The 24,454-nt window shown below is 37.0% G+C and carries 22 protein-coding genes and 1 tRNA gene; 4 read left to right on the top strand and 19 right to left on the bottom strand.

Going from position 1 to position 24,454, the window contains the following annotated elements; all coding sequences use genetic code 11:
- Positions 1–23: 23 nt before the first annotated feature.
- The 5 genes from AC1RRY_RS00775 to AC1RRY_RS00755 form a co-directional block, all read right to left on the bottom strand.
- Positions 24–407: a hypothetical protein gene (locus AC1RRY_RS00775; RefSeq protein WP_492818957.1), complete on the bottom strand. Its 384-nt coding sequence runs from the start codon at positions 405–407 to the stop codon at positions 24–26.
- Positions 391–3,135, bottom strand: a complete 2,745-nt coding sequence (gene mobF / locus AC1RRY_RS00770; RefSeq protein ID WP_492856541.1) for a MobF family relaxase — start codon at positions 3,133–3,135, stop codon at positions 391–393. The genes AC1RRY_RS00775 and mobF overlap by 17 nt, the downstream gene beginning before the upstream one ends.
- Positions 3,136–3,313: 178 nt before the next feature.
- Positions 3,314–4,168 carry a hypothetical protein gene (locus AC1RRY_RS00765; protein WP_492818961.1) on the bottom strand — a complete coding sequence of 285 codons (855 nt, stop codon included), beginning with the start codon at positions 4,166–4,168 and terminating at the stop codon, positions 3,314–3,316.
- 25 nt (positions 4,169–4,193) lie between these two features.
- Positions 4,194–5,690, bottom strand: a complete 1,497-nt coding sequence (locus AC1RRY_RS00760) for a type IV secretory system conjugative DNA transfer family protein (RefSeq protein ID WP_492818963.1) — start codon at positions 5,688–5,690, stop codon at positions 4,194–4,196.
- 102 nt (positions 5,691–5,792) lie between these two features.
- Complete coding sequence (locus AC1RRY_RS00755; protein WP_492818965.1) at positions 5,793–6,419, bottom strand: hypothetical protein; 627 nt, start codon at positions 6,417–6,419, stop codon at positions 5,793–5,795.
- A 69-nt stretch (positions 6,420–6,488) separates the two neighbouring features.
- On the opposite strand from AC1RRY_RS00755, the gene AC1RRY_RS00750 reads away from it, so the two are divergent.
- Positions 6,489–7,214 (top strand): hypothetical protein, encoded by a 726-nt coding sequence (locus AC1RRY_RS00750; RefSeq protein WP_492818967.1) that lies wholly within the window; start codon positions 6,489–6,491, stop codon positions 7,212–7,214.
- A 235-nt stretch (positions 7,215–7,449) separates the two neighbouring features.
- Here AC1RRY_RS00750 and AC1RRY_RS00745 read toward each other — a convergent pair whose 3' ends face one another.
- The 13 genes from AC1RRY_RS00745 to AC1RRY_RS00685 all read right to left on the bottom strand — a co-directional run bounded on the left by AC1RRY_RS00745 (position 7,450) and on the right by AC1RRY_RS00685 (position 19,258).
- Positions 7,450–7,722, bottom strand: a complete 273-nt coding sequence (locus tag AC1RRY_RS00745) for a helix-turn-helix domain-containing protein (protein WP_492818969.1) — start codon at positions 7,720–7,722, stop codon at positions 7,450–7,452.
- Between the two features lie 167 nt (positions 7,723–7,889).
- A complete protein-coding gene (locus tag AC1RRY_RS00740) occupies positions 7,890–8,945 on the bottom strand; it encodes a hypothetical protein (protein ID WP_492818971.1) in 1,056 nt (351 codons plus the stop codon).
- Positions 8,946–8,954: 9 nt separating this feature from the next.
- Entirely contained in the window at positions 8,955–9,935 is a 981-nt protein-coding gene (locus tag AC1RRY_RS00735; RefSeq protein WP_492818973.1) for a PD-(D/E)XK motif protein, read from the bottom strand.
- 1 nt (position 9,936) lies between these two features.
- A complete protein-coding gene (locus AC1RRY_RS00730) occupies positions 9,937–12,126 on the bottom strand; it encodes a Z1 domain-containing protein (RefSeq protein ID WP_492818975.1) in 2,190 nt (729 codons plus the stop codon).
- Positions 12,127–12,129: 3 nt separating this feature from the next.
- Positions 12,130–13,665, bottom strand: coding sequence for an ATP-binding protein (locus AC1RRY_RS00725; protein WP_492818977.1), 1,536 nt, complete (start codon positions 13,663–13,665; stop codon positions 12,130–12,132).
- Positions 13,658–14,950, bottom strand: a complete 1,293-nt coding sequence (locus tag AC1RRY_RS00720; RefSeq protein ID WP_492818979.1) for a DNA cytosine methyltransferase — start codon at positions 14,948–14,950, stop codon at positions 13,658–13,660. The genes AC1RRY_RS00725 and AC1RRY_RS00720 overlap by 8 nt, the downstream gene beginning before the upstream one ends.
- A gap of 400 nt (positions 14,951–15,350) precedes the next feature.
- Positions 15,351–15,698, bottom strand: a complete 348-nt coding sequence (locus AC1RRY_RS00715) for a tyrosine-type recombinase/integrase (protein ID WP_492819292.1) — start codon at positions 15,696–15,698, stop codon at positions 15,351–15,353.
- A 318-nt stretch (positions 15,699–16,016) separates the two neighbouring features.
- Positions 16,017–16,286 carry a hypothetical protein gene (locus AC1RRY_RS00710; protein ID WP_492818981.1) on the bottom strand — a complete coding sequence of 90 codons (270 nt, stop codon included), beginning with the start codon at positions 16,284–16,286 and terminating at the stop codon, positions 16,017–16,019.
- On the bottom strand, positions 16,283–16,558 hold the full coding sequence (locus tag AC1RRY_RS00705; protein WP_492818983.1) for a helix-turn-helix domain-containing protein: 276 nt from the start codon (positions 16,556–16,558) through the stop codon (positions 16,283–16,285). Before AC1RRY_RS00705 ends, AC1RRY_RS00710 begins: the two co-directional genes overlap by 4 nt.
- Positions 16,559–16,646: 88 nt before the next feature.
- Complete coding sequence (locus AC1RRY_RS00700) at positions 16,647–17,447, bottom strand: tetrahydrofolate dehydrogenase/cyclohydrolase catalytic domain-containing protein (RefSeq protein WP_492818985.1); 801 nt, start codon at positions 17,445–17,447, stop codon at positions 16,647–16,649.
- Complete coding sequence (locus AC1RRY_RS00695) at positions 17,448–18,068, bottom strand: cyclodeaminase/cyclohydrolase family protein (RefSeq protein ID WP_492818987.1); 621 nt, start codon at positions 18,066–18,068, stop codon at positions 17,448–17,450.
- A 1-nt stretch (position 18,069) separates the two neighbouring features.
- Positions 18,070–18,921, bottom strand: a complete 852-nt coding sequence (locus AC1RRY_RS00690; protein WP_492818989.1) for a bifunctional 5,10-methylenetetrahydrofolate dehydrogenase/5,10-methenyltetrahydrofolate cyclohydrolase — start codon at positions 18,919–18,921, stop codon at positions 18,070–18,072.
- 264 nt (positions 18,922–19,185) lie between these two features.
- Positions 19,186–19,258, bottom strand: a tRNA-Met gene (locus tag AC1RRY_RS00685).
- 84 nt (positions 19,259–19,342) lie between these two features.
- On the opposite strand from AC1RRY_RS00685, the gene era reads away from it, so the two are divergent.
- The 3 genes from era (at position 19,343) to der (ending at position 22,695) form a co-directional block, all read left to right on the top strand.
- The gene (gene era / locus AC1RRY_RS00680; protein WP_492818991.1) at positions 19,343–20,245 is read left to right on the top strand and encodes a GTPase Era; all 903 of its coding nucleotides are present in this window, start codon (positions 19,343–19,345) and stop codon (positions 20,243–20,245) included.
- A gap of 39 nt (positions 20,246–20,284) precedes the next feature.
- Positions 20,285–21,184, top strand: a complete 900-nt coding sequence (locus tag AC1RRY_RS00675; protein ID WP_492818993.1) for a DMT family transporter — start codon at positions 20,285–20,287, stop codon at positions 21,182–21,184.
- A gap of 200 nt (positions 21,185–21,384) precedes the next feature.
- Complete coding sequence (gene der / locus AC1RRY_RS00670) at positions 21,385–22,695, top strand: ribosome biogenesis GTPase Der (RefSeq protein WP_492818995.1); 1,311 nt, start codon at positions 21,385–21,387, stop codon at positions 22,693–22,695.
- Positions 22,696–22,756: 61 nt separating this feature from the next.
- Here der and ettA read toward each other — a convergent pair whose 3' ends face one another.
- Entirely contained in the window at positions 22,757–24,418 is a 1,662-nt protein-coding gene (gene ettA / locus AC1RRY_RS00665) for an energy-dependent translational throttle protein EttA (RefSeq protein WP_492818997.1), read from the bottom strand.
- Positions 24,419–24,454 lie beyond the last annotated feature (36 nt).

Genomic DNA, 24,454 nt, shown 5'->3' with positions numbered 1-24,454 from the left:
GGCAGATTAACCTCTGCCGGGACTTACTTTTTTTCTTCAATCTCAATCCGAGTTACTACACATGCTTTCTGTTTTGCATACCGCTCATCTTCTTCTCTGATAATTCGGGGTAACTGGTCAAAGAATTGCCAATATAAGGTCGCCAGTCCGTAGCCATATAACTTGATTTTTTCAGATGACAGTTCAATGGTAATGACATTCTTTTCGTTCTCCATACTAAACTTAAAGCCAGAGACATAGGCATACGGAAATCCGTGCATTCTGCCGTCTTTCCAGACCAGAGCAAAGGTTCTGATTGAACCTTTGCTCTGATACTGTTCCGCGTCATCGCCTTGCGGCTCTGTCTCTGATGGCGCCGGAATGTTTTCTTTCATCTGGCCAATGCGCAGCTTAAAGTCGTGGCTCATATGTTTTATCTTTATCCGGTGATTGTTTTTTTACCTGTTTTATCGTGTTTTTCTGCATATCCTTTGGCATGTCCTTATTCATTTTATCTCGGATATGCTGCTGTATCATTGATTTCCGCTTATTCTTGTTACTTATCAGTTCGATTGCTGATTGTCGGTCACCAATCTTTGACGCATATTCCATCAATTCTTTCACATCGTCAGTATAGATTCTGACGCGCTCACGTCCTCTGCTGACTGATACATATAACTGTTTGGAACTGGTGGCCGGGAATGTCGATGTAGGCTGCACAAGCAGCACTTCATCGACTGTTTTTCCTTGTGAAGCATGGGAAGTCATGCAATAGGCATGGTTCAGGTGACCGTAATCTTTGTCCAATTCATATTTAACTTTGCTGACAACATTTCTCAACTGAATTTTACCGTTTTTCTTAACCTTTAACACTTCCATTATTTGTTGGTTATTGAGCCTGTTCTTCTGTCCATCAAAACCATTCCTGGTGATACGGACAATATCACTTTTAGCGAGTTGTATCATGCTTTTCTCATATACTTCATAATCTCTACTTCTATCAAATGGTAACTGCGCAATTGTTTTTTCTTCATTCTGGATTACAACACCTTTTTCAGAACTGCTTCTAATTGTCCATTGGCTCCCTCTTTTGATGCTCGGCCGGTTCTGGTTGAATTGAATGACCATGCCCTCATGCAGATTGCGCCAGTCGGCTTTCTGTGCTTCGGTAAGGTTCAGGTTTTGCAGGCGTGAAATTTCCAGTTCTTTTCTGCCAAGCATCCCTGAAGCTCTCATTTTCTTTCTGATGGCGTCAGTTGCTTCATCACTCTGCTTGTGCGTTGGTGAAATCACCAGCACGGATTTTTTATTCCTGACGGTTTCTATATAATCCTGTGCCAATCCCTCATATGGTTTCATCAGGTCAATTTTTTTGATGGCACCCAAATCGAAAAGTTTTTCAAAGGCACTTTCCACATCTCCAACTGATAAATCCTCAACCGCTTCTTTATAAATGGCGTTTTTCTGACGATAAACTTTACTGATTTCTGCCGTCTTGATACCGGCAACTGTATTCAATATCCGTAGGGCGTCCCCCCGGTCCACACTTGCGTGTTGCCGGGTGTCGCCCACCAGTATCAGACGCGCATTCTGATAAGTGGCCAGTTCAAGCAGGCTGGTCATTTTGGTGGTTCCCAGCATGCCCGCCTCCTCGACAATCAAAACCTGGCCTAATAGGTTGGCCTGCATCTCTTTGTCCTGCTGCAATTTAGCCACCGTGTTGGCTTGCGCAAAGCCCTCCTGTCGGAGCATCCCTCGAGATGCCTCCGCCGAGGGGGCGACGATGGTAACTATCTTGCCTGTCTTTTCAATCAGAGGAACCAATTCCTGCAAGGTGGTGGTTTTTCCTGTGCCGGCTTTGCCGGTCACAATGGAAACCCGGTCGGTAGTGCTTAAAACATGCTCGATAGCATTTCTCTGTTCTCCTTTAAGTTTGATCTCCGGCAATTGGTTATATAATGGCCTGAGTTTTCCCAGTCCCTGTCGTGCCAGCCTGACCATTCTTTGTTCCTCTGCCAGCACTTCTTTCGTGGTGGTCATGAACTTGCTTCCTTCCTCTACTTGTATGAGGCGGGCATCCTGTTCAAAACTTTGGGTGATATTGTCCAGCGTTACCTTTGCAAAGCCTGTGGCATAACGATAGGCTGATGCAAGCAGCCTCCTGTCCTGAAGGACGGAGGCTCTTTCAAAACTATGCTTTACTGCATAATCTATACAATTTTCTGGGGTCATGATTGGCACGTATGTTTGTTTCGCGAAGCGGATAACCGGGTTTTCAGTCCGGCCTTCCCGGGCTGACTGATCGTGAATTTGTCTGACCCATTCCACATTCATGTCAATCATCGAATGACCTTTCTGCTTTGCGCTGCGCGTTCTCGCGCCGAGTTCGTCCAGTTCCTTGGCATTGGTAATGCCTTTCTCAAAGGCCGCGCGGCCGATTTCATCGGTGCGCTTGGAGAACAGTTCAATCACATGTCTCGGAACGCCTTTGACCTCGAACGAGTTCTTGGTCAGGCGTACCTCGTAGCCCAGCTTAATCAGTTCATCGGCCAGACGTTTATGGAAACGGGCTTGGTAATAGGGCATGTCCCGCTTGATGTCGCGGAACTGTCCTGCCTTGATACGGCCTTCTTCCGCATCCCAGGTTGCATTGAAAACAAAGCAATGGGCATGCAGATGCGGGTCCGGCATTGACCCGTCCACGGGTCTCGCCGTCTGATGGGTGAAATCGACCCACAGAAGCTCCTCTGTTGGCCTGTCGTAATCCCGCCTATCTATGCGCACTCTTGTCATGGCATCCTTCTCCATGTCCTGCATGGTCGCCCTGACGCTTTTTTCAAAAGCGGTCAGGATATGACCATCCTTGGACAGGACGTGCAGGATGGAGACGGACTTCGGACAATGGAAGTTGATGTCATAGCCGACCGTCCGTTCGCCTTTCGTCCGGGGGGTCAGGGGCTGGCCGGTTACCGGGTGGATGTTGTCGCACAGCTTATCGAACAGGTTTTTGGTGACCTGTCCGTTAATCCCCATACGTTCCGCCAATTTGCCATGTATGACCCCTTGTAACTCCTGATCGGTCACATAGTAATCTGACCTTGAGAGTTCATCCTTGAAGTAGGCTTTGGCATGGGCAGCAGACGTGCTTTGTATCATCCGTATCATGAGCCATTGAATTTATAGCTTGCCGGATTGGTTAATTTGATAATCAGTCGGTTCGTTAAGTCTGGTATAATTTGTAGCCTGAATTATCGGCTCTTGAGCTGTGCTTTGATTTCTGTATGGAGCAGTATATTTTTTTCATCAGACATCTTCCCTAAGCACAGCTTAGGTGTCATTTTGCCACCGCAATTTCATCGTCTGTGAACTCTTCTGCCAACTCTCGACGCAGATCAGGGTCAGCTGGTTTGCGACCATAATATCTTACCCCTTTTGCATTGTTGATGCTTACACTGACAAATGCTTCCTCTTTTGCTTCATTGAAAAGCTTGTTATCAATCATATTCATAATGAATGTATCTCCAAGCCTGTATAGAATGCGATAATGTAATCCATAAGCGAAACTACAGAAAATTAAAACCAGGCCGATTGGTTGCAACAATATAAACAGAGCCAAACCCAGCAGGAAAAAGAACCGGGGTTCCAGTTTTGTTTCAATCTCTCTTTCATTCGGTTCTTTATTTTTCCCACTCCATTTCAAAAAGAACGGATGTATATCTCCCGCATACACGCTGGTACGTGCCATATCAAAAACAGAAGGCAGCCGTTTGATTTCCATTCTTCTTTTGCGACCCTCAATCAGATACCAGATGATAATAACAAACCATGAGGCCATTTGAAAAAAGCTAAACCTCCAGAAGGTTATCACATAATCAACAAATTCTTTGAGAGGAACTGACCTGAAAATAGCTTCCCAATCATATGGTCTTAATTGCCAGGGAAATACACCTTGTTCAATCGCAAAAAACATGATGCCACCGGTAATTGTAAACGTCCTGTACCCCAAATAAGTAAGGATTAAAGAGTTGAATATTACAACAAATCTTTCGTAATGACGGACACCCATATTCTTTCTTATGAAAGTTTCCAGAAATGACGTGGGTAATAGTAGTAGTAGTATAATTGCGGTAACCAATGGCTTTTGGCCTCCGGGTTGCAAAACACCTTTGAAATATAAATTCTGTTTCATAAACGTGAAGATTTAAGTTTGGAAATTAAGGTTTATAGTTCTGATCAAAACTCATTTTGATGTGGTTTTTCCCTTTGAAAATACTGTCTCCCTGTTGATGGAGATAGCCATCTACCTGCGCATTGTTTTTCTTTCCACCTGTTCTGAGCCTGTTAAAGTCTTCCGGTTTCACAGCCCTTTCGAGTTTGATGGATTTTCCACGGCTTTGTGAGAACTCCCCCGCCATCGTTACATTGGTTGATTCATCTATGACATAGACATCACCTATTAATTCAGAGGCATACCTGTTGGTTTCTATATCAGCATTAGCGTGGAATATTTTGGTTCCTAAAGTTCCTAAAAAGCTTTTGACACGGAATTCCGTTTTTTCCCCACTCATGGAGGCGTAATAATTGGGTAGATTCTGGGAAATATATACTGTAGAAATCCGGCTGCTTCTGGCCGTTGCCTGATAACTTGAATCGTGCTGATGCAAGATTTCCTGGGCTTCATCCGCCCATAAAACCAAGGGTCGGTCATTTTCTTTGATGGATCGCTTTTCCATTGCTCGCTGCCAGACATATTTAAATAATATCTGGCAATCCCGGCCTACCTTGTTGTAGATTTTGACAGGTAGATTAATAAGAATGATTTTCCCATTCAGACAATCTTCTGGTCTTATATTTGAGTCATGGCGGCAGAATAAAGAATAAACGGGTTCGCGCAGCAACCGAAAGAGAAATCCTGAAAAGGTAAAGTCAATGATGGACCTTGTTTTCTCATTTAGCGAATGATAGCTCTCCTTAAAAAACTGCCGGACGAAATTATATTGTCGGGCTTCAGGTATAGCGTTTTCTACCTTTGCCTCCAAAGTGCCTTCTGCATCCATATAATCTTTTTCCTCATCGGAAAGTCGCATATACCAGTCTTCTACTTTGGAATTGACATTCTGTTGGGCTTTTGTAAATGCTTCCAGATAGGCATTTTTACCTTCAATGAATGAGCTATCTTCCTGTTCAGGTTTAGGTATGGTTTGCACTATATCATAGAGCAACTGAATGGATAATTTTCCATGTGCCAATAAACACAAATCTATGACATTAAAAAGAAGCATATCCAAAGCGGTTTCCCAGAACGGGTCATCACTTTTACCAGACTTTTCTTCACTCGCGCGGATAACAGTCTTTAAAACTTCAACTACATTTTCAGTTATTGATTCCTTTGATTGCTCGGCTTCATATTGTAGAAAATTGAAATGATATTGACCTTTGGGTTCGATTATAAGAAGGTCTTTTTCCCGGTTTGTTAATCGGCAATACTCTTGCCAGGTTTCCTTTTCATCTGGTTTGACTGTTAAAACTAATCCACCAAATCCGGCATTAAGGTATTTCAGAGCCAGCATCCTTCCCGAACCGGAGGTCTTTCCAGAGCCAATACCTCCGAATATTTGCACGCCCTCAATGGCGTTTCGGATAGTCCAATATCCGGTAGAAGTATTTGTGGAAATTTCAATAAGTGGATTGTCTAAATCAAATTCACTCATAAAGCGTGCAGTATTTTAGTCTCACAAAAGATTGAACCCTAAAATACTAATTATTATATGGGACAAAAAGTATCTTTTGAAAAAATTATTTTACGGCACTTTTTAGTCAATGGGATGCATTGCTAATAAAGGTGACTCATTGGCTGCTACTTCACCTTCTGTAAGCCATATCTCCCGATATTTTATATTCACTATTGCTCTGTAATCAAAGGGTGTCAGATTATCAGGTAAATAAAAGGTGTCTTTTGCCATTAACTGACTCAACCAGATTTCAGCCACTTGTGAAAATTTCCGCTCCGGTTCATACCCCAGATGTTTGTAAATCCGGGTTTGAGCATTTTGTATATATGGTCTGTATGCTAGAGAATACTTTTGTATAAGTTCCGGGTTTCCCCAAAGCCTGTTATCCGGCATTAAATCCCATTTTCGCATAACTTTGAGTATTTCATCAACCAGAAAATAGAATCTGTCTTCATCAATTTCCCGCTTGTTATATCCATCATAATAAAACCTTAAAGTTGGTTCATATATCACAGCTATTGAACGTCTTGGTATGTATCCAAGTCTTTTTTCAATCAATGAAAGTGTGGAATATGCCATTTCAGGTAGCATTCTATTTTTAAAATCTGTTTCTTCTTTTACTAAAGAATCTTCAATCCGATATTCCAGTTCTGAATCAAATTCAGGCAGATTTAGTGCCGGTAAATAAATTTTCGACGTGTCATCCATTATTTTGCTCCGAATAACAATTCTCTTTTATTATATTAGCATAATTAAAATAAGTCAACTGATTTTTACATGAAAGAGGATGATAAAAAAGAATTTGAACTGGATTTACCTTTTCCGTATGATAGTTTAAGCATGTATATAGCTAAAGACCTGAAAGAACTTCACCATGATGTCAGGGCATACGAAATTTACGAGGCTGATTGGAACAAGTCTAACCAGAAAATCAAAAATGTTTCACCAGACCATCTTAATTATCAAAATAAAGCGATGAATGAGAGATACTATAGAGACAAATTATCTGAGTTAAAGGTAAGGATTGATCATCATACAAAAAAAACGTATGGCTATATTGAACGCATTAGTAAAGAAAGTAATGTTGAACCTGAATTGACAAATCAAGCTATAGAAGTCTTAGATAGAAAAATTTACCCCGGGAAGTTCATCGACAAAGACAAGAGCAAAGAAATTGAACAGAATAATGCTCCAAATGAATCAAAGAGAAATACGCAAGAATTGGTTAAACAGTTTTCTGAGAACAAAAAGGTAATTACCCCATCTGATAGAATTTACCCAAAAAGAGATCCGCTTGTCGTTGCTTTGCATGAAAGAAAGTTGAGGGAAAAGTCAGAACAAAAAGCTGAATTAGAGAGTAAGAAAACTGAAATAGAAGCCATCCCTCATAAGGGTTATCTGAATTACCAAATAAAAAATCACAAATCGGTATTTATTGAGCCGAATAAAGTTCAAAGCACAAGAGACAAAAAGAAAGATGATAAATCAAAAGGCAAAGAATGATCGACTATTCTTTATTTTGGTTCAATGACGGATTGTCTTTGAGCCAGTTGGGTAATTTATCTATCAATTGATCTCTAAGGTATTGTTCCTGGCCTTGCTGAATACCTACTATGTATGAACTTACTGCATCAATCCTTGATAATTTTTCAGCCAGGCCAGGCTCAAACGTTGCTATAATATAACCATCATTGAAACCTTACACAGGCTTTGGGGTCAGTAATATTGTTTTGCTCTATTACTCAAGAGTATTTCTAGCATTTCTTTCGAGATAAATATTTATTGAATCAGTATCATACAGAATGACTTTTTTCTGTGGTTGGCTGAAACGGATTTTCCCTTCGTTTCGGAGCTTTTGCAATGTTGTTTTTGATTTGATATTCAACATTTGCATGGCAACTTTATCACACACCCAATTATCCTTTTTGGCATCTAGTTTTCCTTCTAGCCTGGCAACAACTTTTTCTATTAATTCATAGAAGGCTGATTCTTCGAGACAGATAACTTGCATAAGAAATCTAATTTTGCGAAAATATTTATTTTTTCAATTAACTTAAGGGAAAAAGTCAGCTAAAAGTTTTGAAGAGAAAAAGATTGGTAAATTCAGAAAGTCATATACTTATTTAAATTAATCATCGTATCACATCTCTATTTTCTTCATTTTATTGTTCACGCAAATTATGTGTTTAATTTTTGATACAATAGATTCACAAGTTTATACCAATCTTTAAAACCCATACTTTTATATTGTCCTTGATAGTGTTTTATCGATAATTCGACAGCCTGTAAAACCTGGTTTTTCTTTAATAAGGGGTTTATTGCTTGAAGTAATGCTTTATCTGCAATTTCTGTCAAAATATCTATATTCTTTGGCTCGTTTGTTGTTTGATTTTTTGACTTCATGTTTATCTGACTTCCACCAAGTCTTTGTTCATATTCTCGAAAGTCAATAAATATTTTGAAAGAATTAGAGTATTGGTATTTAGCGACAATATCCTTGTTTTTAAATTCTGGTACTAAAATCCATTTTTCGTACAGTTCTTTTAGTATAGCTGGTTTCTTTATATCAAATAGTGATTTGTCCTTTAGTTCTGATATTTCGTTTAAATCTTCTGTGATTTTATTGATACAGTAGATGTATGCCTTAACTGTATTTTCAGACCACCCTTCTTGCAACCATATTACAAATCTCTGCTTATCCGAAAGAGGTTCATTTTTTTTAGTTACTGTACTTACAAGAACAGAATCTGTTGAAGAATCTCTCTTGAATAGACTAAATGCATCCTCAAAAAAACTTATCAGGTTTTCTCTTTTGAACAAAACGAATTTTTCGCCATTTGACAGGTATCCTAAACGAAATTCATCATCTTTTACCTGACTTTGCAAAGAGGAACGAGAATATAAAGAAACATTGCTTTTTACATTTAATCGCTCTTTTGCCTTTTGAGGATTCCAACAAACTACAGTATCATTATCAACATCATAGCCAAGAATGATAAAAGGAATTTCTGCATTGAAAATTTTTAGAAAATGGTCGCTATACGGCAATTGAACTCTTGTAATGTCAGGAGAGTTTTTAAAATATGCAGGAGATAAATTTTTTAAGAATATAAAATACTGCTTAGACCCAATTTTGATTAAAAAGGGATTTCCTTCTTCATATGTAAAATCATCTACTTCATTTAATGTTTCGATGAATTTTATTTTTAAATCTTTAGCTATTAAATTTCTCATTTAAACTTTTTAAAACAATGAATCGTGAAGAATTGATTTAATTGTTTTCATACCAACTGTTTCTATGTCAGTTAAATCACAATCAAACCTTACATTCAAAATATTTGACGGAATATTATTTTCGCTAATAGCAGGAATATCAAATCCGTTATAAAACTTTATAGAATCTATTGCAAGTTGGTAGTCATAAAACATGTCTATTGATTTTTCAAAATCTTTACCAAGTGTAATAGCAACTATTTCATTAATTCGAAAACTTAAATTTTTATCCTGAATTTTCTTTTCTATTTTTTCAACCAAATCAAAAACAGTTGTCCCAGTTCCTATTTCAGTAGTTAGAATAGACACAATCATTAGCTTTGAATTTGGATTTGGTGTGAGTTGCTCTAAAGAAAAACTGTGAATCCGTCTGCTTTTTGTTGTGCTCTTTACCTCAATTTTATCAATACCATTATTAAAATCAAATTTGTCTGATGTTGAATTGTGCCAAGATTGAATTAAATAATCAGGATTTTTAGATTGTTCGATAACTAATAATTCTGCCCATAATCCTTGTACTGTATTTAATGCTGGCTTTGAGAATCGATTGAATAAATTCATCAATTTTTCGACTTCAATCTTCAACTCTTTGATCAAAGGTTGTTCGGAAATATTTTTAATCAGAAAAAATACAATCTTTAAAAAATACTCTTGCAAATCTTCTGAGTCTGCTTTAAGCGAAATAATGGTATAAACTCCTTCCTCCGTTTTTTTATTCTTATTTATTAGCAGACATTGACGGTTATATTGAACGGAAATATATTCAAGATTACTGTCTAAAGATTTTACTTTTATACTATTATCACATTTGATAAAAAAAACAGGTTGCTCATTCTGTGAGATTCCAATTTTATGATTTTTAATTGACGGCAATGATGCAACGGCAAAGCTATCTCCATTTGTAGGAGACTGGATTTTAAGTTCTTGAAATATTTTAAAAATCGATTGCATTTTATCTTTCTATACCGATAAAGGAATGGGCAAAATTTTCGGGATAGTAAACCCCCAACGTGTAAACAATCTTATTAGCCCATTGCATTGAATTATGCTTTAATTTGATTTTGTGAATCTGAATACAAAGAGAATCGTCAAAATATATACCTTTATCACCAGGATATGTTTGAGAGCCTGTAATAGAACGCCCAGAAAAAATGTTGCTGATTTTTATATTTCCGTCTTCTGTACTTAAACTTCTTTCACGACCCTTTTGTACTGCATAGCTCATCTCAAAAATATAGGCATAATTAATGTCTTTCTTGTCTGCTAAGTATCGTAAATATTGAATTGTTGATGATTTTCGCAAAGCATCAGGCATATTCATTATTTTAAAATCTTTCAAAAATTCGATAACCTTTTTAATCTCTAACTTCACATAACGATGGTTTCTATCTGGTGTTCCATAATCCTTAAAATTCTTAAAATTCTGCGCAGAAAGAAAATTGGAAACAAACATTGTATTTTCGTCAATATGCTGTAACGCGTTCATTTGCCGCCAACCATTAAGTTTATGTTTAATCATGTCAGCAGAAAGAACATTGTTTCTTGTTGGATTCATTGTGCTGTTCAGGATCATCAGTTGCTCAACTCTTTCCAAAGTATTTTCTTTCAGCATTCTTCGCATAATTTCTTCGTGTTCTACATAGTCCCGATATTCTAAAATGGAGTCGGTTGGAAGAAAAACACGACAAGAATCAAGATAATTAAGTTTATATCCGAAAAATCTACATCGCTGTTGAATAGTGTCTGCATTTGATCTCCCTATGCTATAACGAGGCATATAAGAAACTGCCAGTCCTTCAACAGTATAGCCTCTATTCAGCATTTCAGCACCAACTAAAATGTGAGATGAATAATTCGCCCAGTTTATTTCATTAGTCTTTTTTGGTTTACCTGAAGGGTCTTTGCTAATGACCAATTCTATATTTGTATCAAGTATTACTTGTAATACTTGATGTATTACTTCGTTAAAGTTTGGTGGACTATCGATTCGCCTAATTGCTTCATCATAGTTTTTGAAAAACTCTGCCACTAATTCTATTTTACTCGGGTCGTTATCGTGTAAATTTAGTCTCTCAGACCAAATTTCGATAAGCCTTTTAACCCAATCGTAAAATTTTTTGCTTGCATCTTGCTCTCTATCAGCATGTATCATCATAGAAAGAAAGTTTTCTTTCTGCTCAATATTTACAGTTATAGCAACTCCCATTAAAAACAATTGTAAAGCATCTATCAAACTTTGTGGACAGTCTGTCAGTTGATTATGCTTGTGATGATAAACTTCTGTATCGGGAATTGTAAAAATAAGATCTGGATTTTGTTCAAAAAAAGTCTCCCCCCCCGTATAAGATTTTCCTGGTGTAAGCACAATATGAAATTTTGGCGAAAGCAAATCCATAATATTTATAAGCAATGGAGCTTGTGGCGTTGCAGTATATTGAATATATGAATGATTGCTTAGAGAGGCCCTTAGCTCTAAAATGCTAGAATATGTAGAGCTAAATTCATTCTCCTCCCAATCCTCTGATTTGCTATTTTTTCTTGCATAAGTATTTAAACTTGCTTGATCTGCTTCATCATCTATAATCAACACACCGTTGTTGCCTAAAGCATCTCGTAATTCTGGTTTTGTGAATATTTTTGTTAGTTCACTTATATGCTTATAATGTTTTAGTACTGTAATTAAAATTGCAGGCCTATGATTTAGCTTTAACGCACTCTGGATTTTCGTATGTGCATCCTCAGAGACTGTAGGACTTTGATAAACTTTAAAATATCTTGCGTTGTCGTAATCTGTTAATAGGTCCTTTTTTAAGCGTTTAGTTGTTTGCTCTAAAAGATTGTTTTTAATCCCTGCAAAGTAAATTACTATTCTAAACCCATTATCTATCGCTAATGCTGTCAAAGTTGTGAATGACATTGTCTTACCACTTTGAACATACCCAATGGTAATGCCAGTTGTGCTTCCCATTGACTCAACAGGATTTACACATTTGGAAAGAATTGAAGTTGTTTCATTTAACAAATTTTCTCTTTCTTCATTATCTAACTTTGTAAATCGACTAACCAAATCTCTTGTTCTTTCTCCTTCAGCGATTGAAAAATTTGAAGAAGTTGATGGAATTATTTTTATTGACTCTCCCATAGATCAAATATTTCTTAAAAAATTATTGAAGTTCAGCCGAATATTTCCTGCATTTTTTGTTCCTTGTGATGGAGCAATGACTTCTGCTAAAACCAAAGAGCGTATTATTGAAATTATAGGCTGATAGTCTTCTTCCGTTTTTAATTTCTCAAATCTTGTAAAAAAAGGGTGCGCAAGATTTATTTTATAGATAATTTTTTTGGCAAAAAGTTCATCATCTTCAAGATGCACTGAATATAAATCTGTAATAGAAGACTCTGTTATTAATTCCACTTTTAGTTTATATTTTTCATCTTTTATTTCGATGAAATCTTCGTGAGTGTCAATTGCTTTAGCTTCTTTTGATAACTGCTCATTTTTTGTCGCAAGACTTTTATTATTAATTTCTTTTAATGAAGTTTCAACCTTTTCTTTCAGATTAGAGATTTTGGTTGTTTTCTTCATATTGCTAACAATATTTTTTGCAACCTTTATATTATTATCTAGTGTTTTCGTCTTAATGTATTTCTCTGCTTGCGTGTATAAGTCAAAGTCTTTTGCAGAAATTTCTACTTGAATAGCATCCATTAAGGCTTCTAAATCTTCTCGTTCCTGAAAACTTCCTTTATTAAAACTTACAGCAAATCCTTCTAATTCCAATTCCCCAAATATTCTTTTATATCTAGGAGAACCATTTTGACCACAAATAGACTTTGGTCTATATTTTTCATCATGGCTTCCTTCAATTACTCTACCTCTTCTAAAAAGCGAAAGACCATTCACTTCATTCGTACTCATTGTATTTAAAATAGCAATAAACCCAGTAACCTTGTATTTCCCTGATGAAAAAATAATTTCTTTTTTCCACTCAATCGATTTTCCTTTGGGATTGGTATAATAAGGTGCATTTAATATTTCAGGTTCCTCATAAATAAGTTCTACATCGTTTATATATAGCTTCAAATCTCCTTTGCGTATAAACTTCCGATAAATGCTTCCTAAATGTTTTTTGATTTTATCCATTTGAAAAGCAGAGGGAGCATTCTTTGATAATAGAGATAAAGTAAGTTCTGTAAAATGTATTGATTTAGGCTTATCTGTTTTTTTAACTTCTAAAACCTCTTTTTCTTCTTTTAGAACTTTTCCTAAATCAAATTCTACAATCCGCTCTTCTGTTTCATTTAATGCCGCTGTTCTAACACTCCAAAAATCCGAAAGCCATATTGATGCTGTTTTCATCCCCATACCAAATTCGTGCAATCCTGTGTTATCAATCGGAATATTTGCTGGTTCAAACGCTCTTTGAAAGTTTATTGCATCAATGCCTGCCGCATTGTCGTATATTTTGATAAAGTTGTTTTCCCAATCAATATTAATTCTTACCTCAAACTGATATTCGCCATTATGTACTTCTTTGAGAAGATCTTTATTTGTCACAAAACTCTGAACCGCATTATCAACATACTCACCCAATGCAAACCACACCTTATTGTTGAGGTTACGAAACTGCCCATAGACGCCAGTTTGAATTTTTATAGAGACTGTATTAATTTCACTCATTTCTATTGATTAGGTTTTCAGCGATTTTTTTAACAACACCAACATTAACAGCGTTACCTAATGCTTTAAATGCTTTAGCTATAGTTGACGGTAATTCAGTTAAGCCTTCCATACATTGAAGTTTTGCAGCTTCCTTTCGAGTCATATATCTGTTAAGCCACGGAAAAATTGGTATTTGAGTTGTTGTCAAAACTAATGCAGGAGAATATGTGGGCATCTTTATACGTATTCCCGAGGGGCGAAATTGTACAATTTTATCATTAATGACTAAAGGCTCTTTATTTCCACAATTCCATTCAAATTTTTGATGACTATTTTCAAAATCTTTGATTTTAAAAATCCAATCTTCTATCCAATTTTTATGCTTATTATAAAATTGCCTATTAGCTCGTATATATTGTTTCTTCCAATCTGGGAATTCTTTCTCTTCCCCCTTTACGCCATTTTGAGCATAAATAGGTAAGCAGAGGAGCATATCATCAAGCGAATTGCCATTTATAATTTCTCCAAACGCTCCTTTTTTGCCTTCTAAATCCGCTTCATTTAAGTATATTGGAGCCTTATCTTCAAATGGATAGTCTGCCCCAAACTCCATGGCCCATATCGGAAAACGAGGAACCTCTTCAGGCTTTAAATAGTCTAAAAATTCTTGCCAAACTTCTAAGTGTTTCTTCGTATTTTCACGCAAAGTCATAAAGTCTGGGTCATCTTGGATAATAATATTGTGAATGCTGATGTTTTCGTGCTCTTCTCTTTTTGGAAACTCAAAATTGTCTAACCCTCCTTTTGTTTTAAGTCGCCCTACGATATATATTCTTGAACGGTGTTGAGGTATTCCGAAGTGGTGAGGCGATAATATCTCTTCTTTAATATCATAAAGTTTGGATAATTCTCTATGGATAACCATCCAAGTATTGCCATCATCGTGCCCTTTAAGGTTTGAAACATTTTCTAAAAACACGTATTCAGGTTTATGTTTCTCTAAAATCTCCATTATCCTGTAAAATAAATTCCCATTATTCGGATCAGCAAGCCCTAACTGAGCGCCAGCTTTGGAAAATGGCTGGCAAGGAAATCCAGCACACAAAATATCGTGAGAAGGTATAGTGTTTATATCTATTTTATTTATATCACCTTCTATTATTGTTTTGTGATTTTTTTGGTAAAGTTCTCTTAGCTCTTCATTTAGTTCACTTGCAAAAACACATTTATGTCCCAAACCTGTTAGGGCGAGATGAAAGCCTCCAAGCCCCGCAAATAAATCTATAAATTTTAGTTCTTCCATCAGAATTTGTTTAATCCAATATTTCTATACGCAACACAGTTTTTCTAATGTGTCTTCTTGCCCCTTTTAGAAATTCACACTTTATATTTTAAAAAAATTCAATTACATTACTGATTTAAAGATTATTTAATCATCAGAAAAGTAAAGAAAAAAGCATGTAGCTGAACATGCTAATACTTAGAAACTATGTAAGAATTTTTTCGAATATATTTATTTAAAAATACACCTCAAAATATACCGAAGAAAAAAACGCATCCAATATAAAAATGTTTATCTTATGTTGTAGTAGAAAATAAGTGCTCATATTCTTATTTGTAACCCCCTGATTAAAACTATGGGAGAAATAGAACTAAAATTTAGAGATTTTAGAACAAAAAAATATTACTAGCTTTCTACACACTTACCGCATAAGCCTTTCATTATAATCATCCAATATATTAGCTGGCAACCCTTTCAAATAAATTTCTATAGTTTTTATACTTGAATGACCGAGCATTGAACTGATAGCTGGCAGAGGAATATCAAGGAGTACTGCTTGGGTTGCAAATGAATGACGGCTTACATTACTTGTTAGATTTGAGACAATTCCGCATAACGTTGCTAGCCCCTTTAATTTCTTGTTGTACTTTTTTCTGGCCCATTGAATTTCCTTGTCACGAAGCGCAACTTGCTCTCTTTTCAAAATCGGAAATACAAATTTAGAATCTGCATTTTGTTCAATGTGGTAGGTTAGTTTTTTTCGAGCGATGGCGCTATCTTGATGTCATACAATTTTGCTGTTTTTCGGCGACGATATCTAATATACTGCTTTTTCTAGATAAGCCATATCAGCAAAATTCATTCCGTACATCACATAGCTTACGCGGAAATAATTACAGGTCTTAAAACTATATGACTCGTTGAAATATACTGAGTCAGAGGGCAAGAAAGTAGATATTGAAAAAGCGATTATTACACAAAGTTTTTATCTTAAGATTATCAATAAAAATAGCACAATCCGGAATTCAAAGAGTCGAGAAGGCCAAGCTACCTAAGAAAAATATTAGAACCCCAGAAATGGAATAACTCACAATTCCCTATCCAGTCCCTTGTCTTTGTCTTTTGAGGGAGACAGGTTCTTATCAGTAGATGGTTGATCTTTTAGCCAGTCAGGCAGTTTTGTTTTCAGTTGATCCTTGAGGTATTGTTCACGTCCATTCTGAATTCCTATCAGATAAGAACTTACCGCATCAATCTTTGAAAGTTTCTCCGCAAGGCCAGGTTCAAATTTGGCTATGATATAGCCATCGTTGAAGCCCTGGACTAATTTTGGGTCGGTATATCCGTTGTCATTCATATTCTAAATGGATTTTTGGCGTTCCTTTCAAGATACAAATCAATGGAATCCATATCATAGAGTATTATTCTTGGTTGAGGTTGGGAAAACCGTATCCTACCTTCATCCCTAAGTTTCTGAAGAGTGCTTTTTGATTTGATATTTAATCTCCTCATTGCCACTTCGTCCGTTACCCATTTATCATTTTTAATTTCGTTTTTCTCCCTTAGTCTTTGAACTACCTGGTCAACAAGTTCGTAGAATGCACTATCTTCAAGGCAGATTACTTGCATAATAGAAAATTTGAAATAATTTGATTTGTATACTCCATACCAATTAAATATTGTTATCAATTGAGTACCAAACTGCATCTGGATTAAATTAAGATAGCTTATTTAAGAAGAAAAATCTTTCAATTAAAACAGAGATATTAAGTGGCCCCATTCCTCCGGGAACTGGAGTGACTTTATTCAATATAGGATAGCTTTCTTTTGAAAAATCACCTACAATATTTAGATTATCATCAATATTAAATCCTATATCAATACCTACTTGATGTTGTTTTAAAATATGATGAGGAATTAAATTTGCTTTCCCAACACAGCTGATTATAATATCTGACTCCTTAATTTTCTTCTCAATATCATCATCGATGTCAACAATTCTATGATGAATTCCATTTGAATTTAATATTGAGCTAACATCAGATCCGACAAAGCCTTTGCCTCCCACGATAAGAATTTGTTTCCCTTTGAAATCCAATTCGCTTAATATTCTGAAAGCGGCCTCTGCAACGGCACAAATTTGAAATTTACTACCCTTACTTAAACCATCTATATCTTTCTCATATGCAATTAATTCAAGTATCGGTTTTAATTCTTGACGTATAGGGTGTTGAATAATGATCCCATTTATAGATGGGTCTTGGTTATATCTATCAATAATCTTACTAAATTCGAATAAAGATATATCGTATTCTAATATATCCTCAACGACATTTATATTCAACTTTCTAAAAGATTTTATTTTATTTCTAGTTGATACTTGTGAAGCAAACTCAAAATTTACTCCTCCTGGTATATTAGAGAAGCGGATTATTGCTATAGTCGCTTGTTTTATTAGACTTTTAGAAAACTTCTCAAGTGTGCTATTTAAAGTTGTATAGCCAAACAGCAATTCCATTTATTCATTCAATTTGTCTTTTACAAATTTTAGAATTTTTTCTGACAGTACCGAACTATAATTTAATAAATTTTCTTTTTGACTTATAAAATAGTTTACTGAGTTCTGATCCTTTAGACTTTTAGTATTAATATCGACATTTAAGAGGATAGCATTGAGTGAGCCATTTAAAAGGTAAGTCCCAGCTCCAATATCACTAATAACATTTTTCTCAATTTTCTCTATAACCTCAATAACGTTTTCGAGTGCTTCAATAATAGTTTTTGCAGCCTCAATCGGAACATTAGTTGCAAATAAGTTAGCCTCTTTTAGAGCATTTTTCTTTTCGTTGATTTCTGTTTCGTTTGTTTTCGGCAACTTTAAAGCTTTCATATAGCTTTCAAATGCTTTTATATCTTTTTCTGCAAAGGAAGAGATTTTGCCCAAGAGAGACTTTGATTTTTCTATATCCTGATCTATTATTAGACTACTTTTATTTTGACTTATGTTCATGGCCATAATAACCAATCCCATGCCAAAGGTTGCAGATACTGCGGCAACAGACCCCCCTCCAGGCGTTGGCGAACTGCTCAAAGTAGCATCTGTAAACTCACTTAATGATAAATTCCAAATATTATTCATTTTATAAATTACTTTCCTTTTGAAGATAAATTGCTTTAATTAAGTTTCTAAATATAATCGCTGTTGTAACAACCCCTACACCACCAGGAACAGGAGAGTATGCTTTTACTAAGTTTTTTGCGAAAGGATTAAAGTCTCCCACTATTTTCTCATCAACAAAATCTATCCCAGCATCAATAATTATTTGATTTTCACTCACGTGAGTACTATCTATAAAAAGGCCCTTACCAATTGCTATAAATATTATTTCACAATTTCTGATTGAATCTTTAATATTTCTCGTTTTTGAATTGCATACCGTTAACGTAACATTCCTATTAAGTAGAATATTTGCCAATGGTTTTCCTACCGTTTTTCCTCTTCCGATTATAGCCACATTTTTCCCTTCGATTGAGCAATATGTTTCTAATAATTCTATACAGGCTTGAGGTGTTGCAGGTAATAAAGCTTCGTTTTGCTTACCTGAAACTAATAAACCTAGATTTTTGGAGTTTAATCCATCAATATCTTTATGGGGTAAAATGGCTTCAAGAAGAATATTCCCATCAATTCTTTTTCCAACAGGGAATTCCACTAAAATCCCATGTACTGAAGAATCACGATTAAGCTCTTCTATTACAATCATTGCCTCTTCATGTGAAGGATCAAAACCTAAATCTATAATTCTTGACTCAATACCAAGCTTTTCAGCCATCTTTTTTTTACTCATTGCATAGCTACGAGCAGAAAGGTCTGAGGATGAAATAATAAAAGAAATAGTTGGTTTGACACCTTCATTTTCTAGTTTCTTAATATCCGCAATAATGTGCTGTTTAATAGACTCGGCTAGCGGTTTACCTGATATTTCAATCATTTTCTTTTGTGTTTTTTAAAATTAAAGAATGATGATACATATTAATCTTTCATCCTATAATAATATGCTAATGTTAAAAATTTAACATCCATTTAGATTATGACGCAAACATAATCTAACAAGTTTAATAATTCTATTACAATATAATAAGAAATGTAATCAAATATAAGAAGTAAATATATTTACATAAGGTTTGTTGTACCTATGTTGTACCAAACAAAAAAGGCAGTTACGTTTTTACGTGTAACTGCCTGATTATCAGAGTAGCGGGAACAGGACTCGAACCTGTGACCTTTGGGTTATGAGCCCAACGAGCTACCAACTGCTCCATCCCGCGATGTTGTTCCGAAATCGGACTGCAAAGGTACGGTTTATTCTGAAATAAAAAAACTATCTTTGCAAAAAATTAAATATTTTTATTGTGAGCACAATTTCTCCAAATCATAAGGCTGGTTTCATCAGTATTGTCGGTAAGCCCAATGTGGGTAAATCTACTCTGATGAACATACTGGTGGGTGAGCGCCTTTCAATCATTACCTCTAAAGCACAAACCACCCGGCACCGGATCATGGGCATAGTGAATGGTGTGCATAAGGGTACTGACTTTCAGTTGGTTTATTCTGATACCCCCGGTATCATTAAACCGGTGTATGAGCTTCATAAATCGATGATGCATTTTGTACATGGTTCTCTGGACGATGCCGATGTGATTTTGTTTGTGACAGATATTTTTGAAAAACATGATGAAAACGATGTTATTCAGAAACTGCAAAATACAGAAACCCCTATTTTACTGATTGTCAATAAAATAGATCTGGCAAAGCCTGAGCAGATAGAAGAAAAACTCAACTATTGGAAAGAAAACTTCAAGGCTACCGATGTAATTGCCATTTCTGCCCTGCACCAGCAAAATGTGGAAGGGCTGCTTGATAAAATCATCGATTTCCTGCCGAATCACCCTCCTTTTTTCCCTAAGGATGAATTGACAGACAAGCCAGAGCGCTTTTTTGCTGCTGAAATTATCCGTGAGAAAATTTTCACCAACTATACCAAAGAGGTGCCATACAGTTGCGAGGCGGTCATTACGAGTTTCAAAGAGAAAGAAGATGTGATTGTAATAAGCGCAGAGATATATGTGGAGCGCACCACACAGCGCGCAATTCTGTTAGGGCATAAGGGTGAGAGAATCAAAAAGGTAGGTATTGAAGCCCGGCAGGAAATGGAAAAATTCTTTGGCAAGAAGATTTTCTTAGAGCAATACATAAAAGTTGAGCCTGACTGGAGAAACAAACGGAATAAGTTAGAAAAATTCGGCTATGAATAAGCATTACAGGTGCCATTTTGTATTTAAAACCCTGCTAGTATGATTTACCTCGTTTTAAGTATCGTTTTTTCGGTTTTGTTACTGATTAATTTTCGTATTTATCCGAAATACCAGATCAGTACTTTCCAGGCTATTGCTTTCAACTATCCGGTTTGTTTTTTAACAGGGCTGTCTTTAATGCCTAAAGGCCAACATTTTGAGTTGAATTTTTCGGAAGAATGGCCACTCTATGCTTTGTTATTAGGAGTTGGTTTTATCATTACATTTATTCTGTCAGGTATTTCAACACAGAAAATGGGTATTACGGTTACTTCTCTGGCCAATAATATTTCACTGGTTATCCCTGTTATTTTCAGCCTTTTCGTGTTAGAAACAAATGGACGCACTTTCGACTGGCTCAATTATCTGGGTCTTTTTCTGGCTGTAGTTGCTGTTGGATTAAGTACTTATAAACCCAATAAGGAAAAAATTTCAGGTAAAGGTTTAGATTTTCTGCTACCACTAGCGGTGTTTTTACTGTATGGCATCACCAATACCGCTATCAATTATCTGAACATGAAATACATTACCTCAGCCGACCGGACTGTGCCTGTTACCCTTGTGATGGTACTGGGGGCAGTGATAGCCGGAGCGGTGGCGTTGACCATTCAACTCATAAGAGGTAAAGAAAAAATTGCAGGAAAAAACCTTCTGGCAAGTATCACACTGGGAGTTCCGAATTTTCTGTCATTTTATTTTCTGATATTAACCCTTACAGCCTATGGCAACAGCGGGGCATTTGTGTATCCCATATACAACATCGGTGTGATACTGGTCTCGGCTACCATTGCCTGGTTGTTTTTTAAAGAGAAGCTTTCGGGGCTCAACAAGATCGGGCTTCTATTGGCTATTGTAGCTATTGCCTTGATTTCGTGGCAGGATATTCAGGGAATTTTTTAGGTATCTGTGAACCCAAAGCACTAGTACTGTGTTGATAGTCCACAGAATTCCCTCTGTTTTCCCTATCTTTGTACCCCCATTTATACCAAATACTTAAAGAGACTCACAGACCTCTCTCTTTACCGGTATTTGAAAGAATTGTTTTTTTTAGTTCAGAGGTCTTCATATATAATTAATACCCTTTTCAGGGTTAGGGGTTTATGGCAAATATTGTTGCAATTGTAGGCCGACCGAATGTCGGTAAATCTACACTTTTTAATCGTCTTATTGAGAGCCGTGTGGCGATCACTGATAATATGCCGGGTGTTACACGTGACCGCCACTATGGGCACGCGGTTTGGACAGAAAAATATTTTACGGTTATTGATACCGGAGGCTACGTAGTAGGCTCGGAAGATACCTTTGAAGAAGCCATTCGTGAACAGGTAGAAATTGCTCTTGAAGAGGCCAGCCTTATTCTATTTGTGGTAGACACCATGACCGGACTAACCGGTTTGGATAAAGACTTTGCCAATGTTCTCAGGCGTTCAAAAAAACCTGTTTTTGTAGTAGCCAACAAAGCCGAAACTTTTGAGCGCCAACAAACGGCATCAGAATTTTATGAAATGGGTTTAGGTGGTGAAGTCTTTGCTATTTCTGCAGCAGACGGCGGTGGTACCGGAGATTTACTGGATGCCGTAGTCAAAGAATTTGAAGAAGATGGTATCGAAAACCCTAATGAGGGTATCCCGAGAATTGCGATTCTGGGTCGGCCGAATGTAGGTAAATCGTCTTTTCTGAATGCCCTGACCGGTAAAGACAGAAGTATTGTAACTGATATAGCAGGTACCACGCGTGATGCCATCGATACTCATTACAAGCTTTATGGCAAGGATTTTATACTGACCGATACGGCCGGTATCCGCAAAAAAGCGAAAGTGCATGAAAACATTGAGTTCTATTCTGTTTTACGCTCCATTAAAGCGCTGGAGGACTCTGACGTATGTATTATTCTACTCGATGCCAGTAAAGGTCTGGAAGCACAGGATATCAGCATTATTGCCAATGCTCATAATTCTAAAAAAGGCATTGTGCTGATGATTAATAAATGGGATCTGGTAGAAAAAGACTCTAAAACTGCCGATAACATGAAAAAGGAGATTCTGGAACGCATTGCGCCCATGAATTACATGCCGGTAATATTTGCATCGGTTTTAGAGAAACAACGTATTTTTCAGGTAATTGAAAAAGCAATGGAGGTTTATGAAAACAAAACTAACAAAATTACTACTTCAAAATTAAATGAGGTAATGCTGCCAATTATTGAGAACACACCGCCACCTATGTTGAAAGGTAAGCAAATCAAGATTAAATATTGTATCCAGTTGCCTACGCCTTCGCCTACTTTTGTGTTTTTCTGTAATCTGCCGCAGTACATAAAAGAAGCATATGAGCGATTCTTACAAAACAAGATACGAGAGCATTTCGGTTTCGACGGAGTGCCTATCACGGTATTTTTCAGAAATAAATAAAATGCTTATAAAAACAGAGAAGCCTCACCCGTCGGGTGAGGCTTCTCTGTTTTTAGCTTTACTATAATTTCCTGTACTTTATCCGTTTCGGGGTTATATCTGTTCCCAATCGTTTGCGTCTGTTTTCTTCGTATTCAGAGAAGTTACCTTCAAACCAATAGACCTGAGAGTCACCCTCAAATGCCAGTATATGCGTAGCAATTCTATCCAGGAACCAACGGTCATGGGAGATAACCACCGCACAACCTGCGAAGTTTTCGAGACCTTCTTCCAATGCACGCAATGTGTTTACGTCCAAATCGTTGGTAGGTTCATCTAACAGCAATAAGTTTCCACCTTCTTTCAGCATCATTGCCAGGTGCACACGGTTTCTTTCACCACCTGATAGATTAGCAATTTTCTTTTCCTGATCTGCCCCCTGGAAGTTAAAGCGGCTCACATAACCCCGGGCATTTACCTGTTTGTTACCGAGCATCACCCAATCATTACCGCCAGAAACCATTTCATAAACAGATTTGCTTCCTTCCAGTTGGTTATGTTCCTGATCTACGTAAGATAATTTTACGGTATCCCCTACTTCAAAGGTTCCTGCAATTGGTTGAAGCTGGCCTGTAATCAGCTTAAACAAAGTGGTTTTACCGGCACCGTTTGGCCCGATGATACCCACTATGCCGTTTTGTGGCAGACTAAAATTCAGGTCTTCATACAACATCCTGTCGCCAAAGCCCATTTTTACACCTTTGGCTTCTATTACTTTGTTACCCAAACGTGGCCCCGGAGGAATAAACAGTTCCAGTTTATCTTCTCTTTCTTTGCTGTCTTCATTCACCATGCGGTCGTAAGCAGCCAGACGTGCTTTCGATTTCGCCTGGCGAGCCTTAGGTGCCATACGTACCCACTCCAACTCTCGTTGTAAGGTCTTCTGACGTTTCGACTCCGATTTCTCTTCTTTTTCCAGACGGTTCTGTTTTTGTTCTAACCATGATGAGTAATTACCCTTCCATGGAATCCCCTCTCCTCTGTCCAGTTCCAGAATCCACCCTGCCACGTTATCAAGAAAGTAACGGTCGTGAGTTACGGCAATTACTGTTCCCTTATACTGGCGCAGGTGTTCTTCCAACCACAACACCGACTCGGCGTCCAAATGGTTGGTAGGCTCATCCAACAATAATACGTCTGGTTGTTTCAGCAATAGCCGGCAAAGTGCTACACGACGTTTTTCACCACCAGACAGCGTCTCAATTTTTGCATCTTCCGGTGGGCAGCGCAGGGCATCCATTGCACGTTCCAGCCGGGTATCCAGTTCCCACGCATCCAGTTGGTCGAGCTTCTCCTGTACCTCACCCTGCCTTTCAAGCAGTTTATCAAAATCGGCATCAGGTTCGGCAAAAGCATTATTAATATCTTCAAACTCTTTCAGCAAATCCACAACTTCCTGCACACCTTCTTCCACCACCTCTCTCACTGTTTTCGACGCATCCAGCTGGGGTTCCTGCTCAAGCATACCTACGGTGTAGCCGGGTGAAAACACCACTTCTCCGTTAATATTCTTGTCGATACCGGCAATTACTCTCAGCAAAGTAGACTTACCTGCTCCGTTAAGCCCAAGTACTCCGATTTTTGCTCCGTAAAAAAATGAAAGATAAATATTCTTAAGAATCTGGCGGTTCGGAGGAATGATTTTACTCACCCGCTCCATAGAAAAAATAATTTGTTCACTCATCGTTTGTAGTGGTTTCTATGGGAGTTTTAAATTTCT

The organism is Emticicia sp. GW821-FHT11C11 (assembly GCF_058808615.1).
This window is presented reverse-complemented; position numbering and strand designations above follow the sequence as displayed.